We start from the raw sequence: 8,876 nt of genomic DNA on the forward strand, positions 1-8,876 counted from the left end.
GCGCCGACGGCCCGCCGGATGTGGGCGATGCACCGCTCGTCGGTGAACTCCTCCAGCGTCTCGCCGTGTTCGGGGTGCCAGGGGGCGTGGAACACCCAGTGCTCCCGGTTGTCCACCGGCAGCAGGGCTCCGTCGGCCTCCGGGTTGGTCAGGTAGCAGACGATGAACTTCCGGTCGCCGACGATGCCGGCGAGGTCGCGGGAGGAGAACGTGAGGCTCACGTTGTGGAACAGGTCGCCCGGGCCCTTCTGCCCGATGCCCAGCGACTCGCGGACGGGGCTGCGCGGGCCGTCGGCGGCGACGAGGTAGTCCGCCCGGATCGTGGTGTGCTCGCCGGTCTCCCGGCTCTTGACCAGCGCCGTCACACCCTCGGCGTCCTGCTCGAAGGACATCATCTCCATCCCGAAGCGCAGGTCCCCGCCGAGCTCGCGGGCTCCCTCGAGGAGCACCGGCTCCAGGTCGTTCTGGCTGCACAGGCACCACCCGCTGGGGCTGAAGCGGGCGAGCTTGCCGCCGGGGTCGATCTCCTGGAGCAGCCACTCGCCGGCGTCGCCCACCAGGCTCGGGGTCTGCAGGATGCCGTGGTTCTCGGCCAGGACCGACGCGGCCCGGCCGATGCGCTGCTCGAGCCCGGCCGTCCGGAACAGCTCCATGGTGCGTACGTTGTTCCCCCGTCCGCGCGGGTGGATCGACGTGCCCGCGTGGCGTTCGACGAGCATGTGCGGCACGCCGAGGCGCCCCAGGAACAGGGACATGGACAGGCCCACCAGAGAGCCGCCGACGATGAGGACCGGCGTGCGGTGATCCGCCTCGCCGGCCGTATCCGATCGATTCATTGAAACGCCTCCAGCATCGCCCTCGACGGGCTGGGGAAAGGGACGCACCTTTCATGCCCGGTGCGGACCGGTTCGCGTCCCGGCGGCACCCGGATGGCGCGCGGTTCACCCACCTGCCCCGTGTCGCTCGCGCACACCGGAAAGTCGCGTCAACGATCGACTCATGGCGACCCCGGCCCTTCGGACACGGCGGTCGTTCCTGACCTTCCGAAGAAGAGGAGAGGTGCGCCGGAATGACCATGTCGGCACGCGTATCGCAGTCGGCGTTCGACGGCTCGAGGCTGCGGGTGATCCTGCTGCTCGACCTGTACGAGGGGGCTCAGGAGCAGTTCCTCGACGCGTACGAGCACATGCGCAACAAGGTCGCGTCCGTCCCCGGCCACATCAGTGACCAGCTGTGCCAGTCGATCGAGAACCCCTCGCAGTGGCTGATCACCAGCGAGTGGGAGAGCGCCCTGCCGTTCCTCGCCTGGGTGAACAGCGAGGAGCACATCGAGCTCGTCCGGCCGATGCACAGCTGCGTACGGGACACCCGGTCGATGCGCTACAGCATCCTCCGCGAGACCCACCCGAAGCGGCCGCTCACCCCCGAGGCCGCGAAGACGGGCCTCCAGAAGACGGCCCGCGTGGGCGCCGGTGTGACCCGCCACGCCCTCACCTTCACCGTCAAGCCGGGCACCGAGTCCAAGGTCGTGGACATCCTGGCCAACTACGAGGCGCCCGAGACGCGGATCAACGGCGTCACGCGACTGCACCGCACCTCCCTCTTCATGCACGGCAACCGCGTCGTGCGGGCCGTGGAGGTGAAGGGCGACCTGCTGGCCACGCTGTGCCACGTGGCCAGTCAGCCCCAGGTACAGGCCGTGGAAGAGGCCATCAACCCCTACCTGGAGCATGACCGGGACCTGAGCGACTCCGACTCCGCGCGGGTGTTCTTCACCCGGGCGGCGCTCCCGGCCATGCAGCACGTGGTGTCCGGTCGCCCGCAACCCGACCACCTGCGGCGGCACATGCTGTACTACCCGGCCGTGGCGGGCCGCGGCCTGGAGCTGGCCCGGTTCCTCGCCCACCAGGACGAGGCCGCGGCGGACGACCCGGACAGCCCGGTGTACGCGAGCACCGTCTTCCAGCGCGACGACATCGTGACCCGCATGATCGACGTCACCGGCGAACTCGATCTCGACCCGGTCTCCGCCCTCGGCATCAAGGGCCCGGGCAAGGCGGCCGAGCTGGAGCGGCTCCTGGACGGCGCCGCGATCGGCGTCGAGGGCTCCCTGGACTCGGAGCGCAACCTCAACCGGCTCCTGGCACACGCCGACATGATGCCCGTCACCGACCGCAGCTCTGCGGATTCCTGACGGTCGACCGCGGTGACGTCCGCGGCCGTGTCCGTCTCGGCCTCACCGCTCCCATCCGGAGGTATCAACCATGTCCAAGCAGCATCCACGCATCGTGGACCTGAGCGAGACGGAACCCAACCGAAGGCGCGGAGGTGACCTCAGGACCCTGCTCACACCGGCCACCGTGGGATCCACCAGCGGTTTCATGGGCCTGGCCATCATCCAGCCCGGCGAGCGCATCGGCGAGCACTACCACCCGTACTCCGAGGAGTTCGTGTACGTCGTCAGCGGCGCGCTCGAGGTGGACCTGGACGGCGAGCCGTTCCCGCTCCGGGCCGACCAGGGGCTGATGATCCCGGTCGACATGCGGCACCGCTTCCGCAACGTCGGCGACCAGGAGGCCCGCATGGTCTTCCACCTCGGTCCGCTCGCCCCGCATCCGAGCCTCGGCCACGTCGACACCGAGGAGACCGAAGGCGCGGCGGCCGGGCCGCAGTTGACGGTCGGCGGGCCGGAGCACGGCCGGCCGTCCGAGCCCAGTGGAGCCATAAAATGACCCGGCGAGTGGCCGTCACCGGTGTAGGCGTGGTCGCTCCCGGCGGCATCGGCGCACCGGCCTTCTGGGACCTCCTCGCGGCCGGCCGCACCGCGACGCGCGGCATCTCCCTGTTCGATCCGGCGGGGCTGCGCTCACGCATAGCCGCCGAGTGCGACTTCGACCCGTACGAGCACGGCCTGGACGCGGACCTGTGCCAGCACGCGGACCGGTACATCCAGTTCGCCGTGGTCGCCGCCGGGGAGGCCGTCCGCGGCGCCGGGCTCGACGTCGGGGCCGGGGACCCGTGGCGCACCGCCGTCTCCCTGGGCAGCGCGGTCGGCGGCACCACCCGCCTGGAGCACGACTACGTGCTGGTCAGCGAGCACGGGAAACGCTGGGACGTCGACCACCGGGCGGCCGGGCCGCAGCTGCACCTGGCGTTCCAGCCGAGCACGCTCGCCTCGGTCGTCGCCGAGCGGTTCGGCGCCCGGGGCCCGGTGCAGACGGTCTCCACCGGCTGCACCTCCGGGCTCGACGCGGTCGGCTACGGCTTCCACACCATCGCCGAGGGCCGGGCCGACGTCTGCATCGCGGGGGCGTCGGACTCGCCGATCTCCCCGATCACGATGGCCTGCTTCGACGCCATCAAGGCGACCTCGCCCAACAACGACGACCCCGAGCACGCCTCCCGGCCGTTCGACGCCCACCGCGACGGCTTCGTGATGGGCGAGGGCGCGGCCGTGCTCGTCCTGGAGGAGTACGAGCACGCCCGGGCCCGCGGCGCGGAGGTCCTCTGCGAGATCAGCGGCTACGCCACCTACGGCAACGCCTACCACATGACCGGTCTGACCAGTGAGGGACTGGAGATGGCCCGGGCGATCGACACCACGCTCGACCAGGCCCGGATCGATCCCACACGGATCGACTACGTCAACGCGCACGGCTCCGGCACCCGGCAGAACGACCGGCACGAGACGGCCGCGGTGAAGCGGTCCCTGGGCGCGCACGCGTACGACACGCCCATGAGCTCCATCAAGTCGATGGTGGGGCACTCACTGGGCGCGATCGGCGCCATCGAGGTGGTCGCCTGCGTCCTCGCGCTGCAGCACCAGGTCGTGCCGCCGACGGCGAACTACGAGACCCCAGACCCGGAGTGCGACCTGGACTACGTGCCGCGCACCGCCCGCCCGCGGAAGCTGAGGAACGTGCTCTCCGTCGGCAGCGGTTTCGGCGGCTTCCAGTCCGCGGTGCTGCTGACCGGGCCGGGCGGGAGGACACGATGAGCACTCAGCGCCCCCGGCGCGCGGCCGTCACCGGCATAGGTGTGATCGCGCCCAACGGACTGCGGACCGACGCCTACTGGAAGTCCGTCAGCGAAGGCGTCCCCGTACTGGACCGGATCACCCGCGAGGGCTGCGGCCACCTGCCGCTCCGCGTCGCGGGCGAGGTCCGGGCGTTCGACGCGACGGCCCTCATCGAGGACAGGTTCCTGGTCCAGACCGACCGGTTCAGCCACTTCGCGATGGCCGCGGCCGCCCTCGCCCTCGACGACGCCGGCCTCGGCAGCGGTGATCCCGCGGAGCCGTTCTCCGTCGGCGTGGTGACCGCCGCCGGTTCGGGCGGCGGCGAGTTCGGCCAGCGCGAGCTGCAGAAGCTGTGGGGACAGGGCTCGAAGTTCGTCGGCCCGTACCAGTCCATCGCCTGGTTCTACGCGGCGAGCACCGGCCAGATCTCCATCCGCGGCGGCTTCAAGGGGCCGTGCGGGGTGGTGGCGAGCGACGAGGCGGGCGGTCTCGACTCCCTCGCGCACGCGGCCCGCGCGGTGCGGCGCGGCACCGGCACGATGATCGTGGGCGCCGCGGAGGCGCCTCTCGCCCCGTACTCGATGGTGTGCCAGCTCGGCTACCCCGAGCTCAGCACCGTCGACGACCCCGACCGTGCCTACCGCCCGTTCACCGCGGACGCCTGCGGCTTCGTTCCCGCCGAGGGCGGCGCCCTGCTCGTCGTCGAGGACGAGGACCGGGCCCGGGAGCGCGGGGTGCCCGTCCGGGCCACCGTGGCCGGTCATGCCGCCACCTTCACCGGAGCCTCCCGCTGGGAGGAGTCCCGGGAGGGTCTCGCCCGTGCGATCCGCGGCGCCCTCGACGAGGCGGGCTGTGCCCCGGAGGAGGTCGACGTGGTGTTCGCGGACGCCCTGGGCGTCCCGGAGGCGGACCGCGCCGAGGCGCTGGCGATCGCCGACGCCCTGGGCGCGCACGGCACCCGCGTGCCCGTCACCGCGCCCAAGACCGGCATCGGGCGCGCCCACTGCGCGGCGCCCGTGCTCGACACGGTGGCCGCGGTGCTCGCCATGGAACACGGTCAGGTGCCGCCCACGCCCAACGTGTCCGACATCTGCCACGACCTCGACCTGGTGATGTCGCGCGCTCGCCCCGCCGAGCTGCGCACCGCCCTCGTCCTCAGCAGAGGACTGATGGGCTCCAACGCGGCGCTGCTCGTGCGCCGCGGCGGCGAATCCGCCCGGTAGGACGGGCGGGGAAGGAGCAGTCCCCCATGATCACCACCGAAGTGACCTTCGACGAACTGGCCGCCCTGATGAAGAAGGCGGCCGGCGTCACCGTCGACCCCCAGGAACTGCGGCAGGCCGCACAGTCCCCCTTCGACTCCTTCGGCCTCGACTCGCTCGGCCTGCTCGGCATCGTCGGCGAGCTGGAGAACCGGTACGGCCGGTCGCTTCCCCCCGACTCGGAGCGCTGCAAAACGCCCCAGGAGTTCCTGGACCTCGTCAACACCACCCTCACGGCTGGAGCCTGAAAGTGGCCGGACACACCGAGAACAGCATCACCATCGACGCTCCCTTCGACCTCGTCTGGGAGATGACCAACGACCTCGAGAACTGGCCGAACCTCTTCAGCGAGTACGCCTCCGTCGAGGTGCTCTCCCGCGAGGGCGACACGACGACGTTCCGGCTGACCATGCACCCGGACGAGAACGGGAAGGTGTGGAGCTGGGTCTCGGAGCGCACCCCGGACCGCCGGAAGCGGACCGTGCGCGCCCGCCGCGTCGAGACGGGTCCCTTCGCGCACATGGACATCCTGTGGGAGTACGCGCAGCTGCCGGACGGCGTCCAGATGCGCTGGATCCAGGACTTCGCGATGAAGCCCGACGCCCCGGTCGACGACGCGTGGATGACGGACAACATCAACCGCAACTCCCGCACGCAGATGGCCCTCATCCGGGACCGGATCGAGCAGATCGCCCGCGAGCGCGAGGACGCGTCCGTCGCGTCCTCCCGCTGAGCGCCGGCCAGGAAGGACGCACCCGATGCACCACGCCCTCATCGTCGCCCGGATGGCGCCCGGTTCGGCGCCGAAGATCGCCGACGTGTTCGCCGCCTCCGACCGGGGCGAACTGCCCCACCTGGTCGGCGTCAGCCGGCGCAGCCTCTTCCAGTTCGGTGACGACGTCTACCTGCACCTCATCGAGGCCGAGCAGGACCCGGCGCCCGCCATCGCGAAGGTGGCCTCGCACCCCGAGTTCCGCAGCATCAGCGAGCAGTTGGAGGCGTACGTCAGTCCGTACGACCCCGCCACCTGGCGCAGCCCGAAGGACGCCATGGCGCAGTGCTTCTACCGCTGGGAGCGCGGCGCCGGCTCCTGAACGGAGCGCTCGGTGAACAACTCCGAGGCCGCCGGTCCCGCGTCAGTCGCGGAGCCGGCGGCCTCGGGGTGGGCCGCGTGTGCGGGTCAGCCGGGGACGGTGCACTCGAAGGCGTGGAGATAGGCGTTGACCGGCTGGATCCCCTGGATGTCCAGACCCGCGTCGGTCAGGCGGTCGGTCATGCTCTGCCGGGTGTGCTTCGCGCCGCCGACGTTGAGGAGCAGCAGCAGGTCCATGGCGGTGGTGAACCGCATCGACGGGGTGTCGTCCACCAGGTTCTCGATGACGACGACCCGGGCCCCGGGACGCGCCGCCCCGCGGACGTTGGCCAGGGCCCTGCGGGTGCTGTCGTCGTCCCACTCCAGGACGTTCTTGATGAGGTACACGTCCGCCCGGACGGGGACGTCCTCGCGGCAGTCCCCGGCGACGACCTCGGCGCGGTCGGCGAGCGCGCCGCCCTCGCGCAGCCGCGGGTCGGCGTTCTCGACGACGCCCGGCAGGTCGAGCAGGGTGCCGTGGAGGTGGGGGTACTTCTCCAGGAGGCCGGCCAGGACGTGCCCCTGGCCGCCCCCGATGTCCACGACCGAGGAGGCGTCGTCGAGGTCGAGCAGCCGGGCGACGTCGCGCGCGGACTGCTCGCTGGACGTCGTCATGGCCCGGTTGAACACGTGCGCGGACTCGGGGGCCGCCTCGTTGAGGTACTCGAAGAACTCCCGGTCGTACACGTCCTCGAAGACGCCTCGGCCGGAGCGCACGGCCTCGTCGAGCAGCGGCCAGACGTTCCAGGTCCACGGCTCGGTGCACCACAGGGCGATGTAGCGCAGGCTGTGCGGATCGTCCTCGCGCAGCAGCCGGGACATCTCGGTGTGCTCGAACGTGCCGTCGGGGTTCTCGGCGAAGACGCCCTGGCAGGCCAGCGCGCGCAGCAGCCGCCGCAGGGTGTGCGGCTGGGTCTTCACCGCCGCCGCCAGGTCGTCCACGGTCATGGGAGTGTCGTCCAGCGCGTCCGCCACGCCCAGGCGGACGGCCGCGCGTACGGCGGCGGCGCACGCCGCCCCGAATACGAGCTCCCGCAGCCGCATGGGCGGCGGGGGAGCCGGATCAGCGGTCGTCATCCGTTGCCTCGCTTCTGCTGTCGTGCTCTCTGTGGGGGTGGGAGGACGGGGCGGACGGGCCGGTCAGCACATTCCTGCGGGCTCGGAGAGCGTGCAGGTGTTGCGGCTGAACGTGTTGGTCTTGGCGGTGTCCCGGTCGGCCAGGTCCGCCGGGCTGTTGCCCGTCACCAGGTTGTCGCGGATCTCGTTGCGCTCGTTGGGCGCGCCGACGAGGCTCTTGAAGAGCACGATGCCGCCGGACAGCGGGGACGTGCCCTTGTTGTTCTCGACCCGGTTCCAGGCCACCAGCGTCTCCTCGGCGCCGGTGAGGACGATGCCCGAGCCCTGGAGGAAGGGCAGCCGCGGCGTCTTGGGGCAGTACTTGTTGTTGGCGTGGATGTGGTTCCGCGTCACGCTCAGCGCGCCGGCGCGCGGCTCGGACTCGTCGCCCACCACGAACACGGCGGCGCAGTTTCCGGTGGCCTCGTTGCGGTCGACGGTCAGGTTCCGCAGCCGCCGCACGGTGACGCCGACCCGGTTGTCGGCCATCCGGTTGTGCTGGATCACGGTCTTCCCGGCGTCCCGGGCACCTTCCTCGGTGTCGGTGGTGTTGGCCACGAACAGTCCGGCGTCGCCGTTCTTCTCGACGGCGTTGTGGGTGAGCACGCTGCGTACGGAGCGCTCCTCGGCGATGCCCCACTGGCCGTTCTTCTCGGCGGTCACCTGCTGGACCTTCAGCCGGTCGGTCCCGGTGGCCCACAGCCCGTTCTTCTCGAAGCCCCGCAGCGTCAACGAGCGTACGGTGACCCGCTCGACGGGCTTCTTGTCGGTGCCGGTCACACAGATGCCGTTCCCCGCCTTGGCGCAGGCGCTCCTGCCGGAGTCCGTGCCGGGCACCAGGACGGTGCGGTGGGCGCCGTGACCGCGCAGGGTCAGGTTCGACACGGTGATGTCGACGCTCTCCTTGTGGGTTCCGGGTGCGAGGAGGACGGTGTCCCCCGGCTTCGCGGCGTCCACGGCTTTCTGGATCGATTCCCCGGGCTGCACGCGGTGCACGGTCGGGGCGTCGGTCGAGGGTGCGGCACCCAGCCCCGCGGCCACGGCGGCGGTGGCGCACGCGAGATACGCGATGTGTCGTCTGGTCATGTGCCGAAGCTATGAGCGGGGGTTGCGCCCCGCCACCGGTGATCACCCAGGCGGGCAGGTGCGGCGGCCGGCGCGACACGCCGGAGGCCGCGGCGGGCCGGCCCTGGGCCGGATGCCCGATGCCACCGCGGAGTTCGTGGACCGCGGTGTCCGTGCCGGGCGACGGGACGGCCTTCGGCGTGATCCGCGCCCTGCGCGAGCTCGGCGACGGCATCCGTGATGCTCGATCCTGCTCGGAAGTGCTTCCTATCGAGCACGTATT

General features: G+C 71.4%; 10 protein-coding genes. 7 read left to right on the forward strand and 3 right to left on the reverse strand.

Annotation, left to right across the window (positions count from 1 at the left end):
* Positions 1-836: FAD-dependent monooxygenase (locus RIM90_RS27170; RefSeq protein WP_309063392.1), on the reverse strand; the 836-nt coding region annotated here is incomplete at its 3' end.
* A 233-nt stretch (positions 837-1,069) separates the two neighbouring features.
* On the opposite strand from RIM90_RS27170, the gene RIM90_RS27175 reads away from it, so the two are divergent.
* The 7 genes from RIM90_RS27175 (at position 1,070) to RIM90_RS27205 (ending at position 6,374) form a co-directional block, all read left to right on the forward strand.
* A complete protein-coding gene (locus tag RIM90_RS27175) occupies positions 1,070-2,194 on the forward strand; it encodes a SchA/CurD-like domain-containing protein (protein WP_309063393.1) in 1,125 nt (374 codons plus the stop codon).
* 70 nt (positions 2,195-2,264) lie between these two features.
* Positions 2,265-2,732: a cupin domain-containing protein gene (locus RIM90_RS27180; RefSeq protein ID WP_309063394.1), complete on the forward strand. Its 468-nt coding sequence runs from the start codon at positions 2,265-2,267 to the stop codon at positions 2,730-2,732.
* Complete coding sequence (locus RIM90_RS27185) at positions 2,729-3,997, forward strand: beta-ketoacyl-[acyl-carrier-protein] synthase family protein (RefSeq protein ID WP_309063395.1); 1,269 nt, start codon at positions 2,729-2,731, stop codon at positions 3,995-3,997. Before RIM90_RS27180 ends, RIM90_RS27185 begins: the two co-directional genes overlap by 4 nt.
* Positions 3,994-5,241, forward strand: coding sequence for a ketosynthase chain-length factor (locus tag RIM90_RS27190; RefSeq protein WP_309063396.1), 1,248 nt, complete (start codon positions 3,994-3,996; stop codon positions 5,239-5,241). Before RIM90_RS27185 ends, RIM90_RS27190 begins: the two co-directional genes overlap by 4 nt.
* Positions 5,242-5,267: 26 nt before the next feature.
* Positions 5,268-5,528 carry an acyl carrier protein gene (locus RIM90_RS27195; RefSeq protein ID WP_309063397.1) on the forward strand — a complete coding sequence of 87 codons (261 nt, stop codon included), beginning with the start codon at positions 5,268-5,270 and terminating at the stop codon, positions 5,526-5,528.
* Positions 5,529-5,530: 2 nt separating this feature from the next.
* Positions 5,531-6,013 (forward strand): SRPBCC family protein, encoded by a 483-nt coding sequence (locus tag RIM90_RS27200; RefSeq protein ID WP_309063398.1) that lies wholly within the window; start codon positions 5,531-5,533, stop codon positions 6,011-6,013.
* A gap of 25 nt (positions 6,014-6,038) precedes the next feature.
* On the forward strand, positions 6,039-6,374 hold the full coding sequence (locus tag RIM90_RS27205; protein ID WP_309063399.1) for a TcmI family type II polyketide cyclase: 336 nt from the start codon (positions 6,039-6,041) through the stop codon (positions 6,372-6,374).
* A gap of 86 nt (positions 6,375-6,460) precedes the next feature.
* Here the strand turns inward: RIM90_RS27205 and RIM90_RS27210 are convergent, their stop codons facing one another.
* Complete coding sequence (locus tag RIM90_RS27210) at positions 6,461-7,489, reverse strand: methyltransferase (protein WP_309063400.1); 1,029 nt, start codon at positions 7,487-7,489, stop codon at positions 6,461-6,463.
* A 63-nt stretch (positions 7,490-7,552) separates the two neighbouring features.
* Positions 7,553-8,614, reverse strand: coding sequence for a right-handed parallel beta-helix repeat-containing protein (locus RIM90_RS27215; protein WP_309063401.1), 1,062 nt, complete (start codon positions 8,612-8,614; stop codon positions 7,553-7,555).
* Positions 8,615-8,876 lie beyond the last annotated feature (262 nt).

The sequence above is a fragment of the Streptomyces sp. genome (assembly GCF_031181555.1).
GTDB lineage: Bacteria > Actinomycetota > Actinomycetes > Streptomycetales > Streptomycetaceae > Streptomyces > Streptomyces fimbriatus.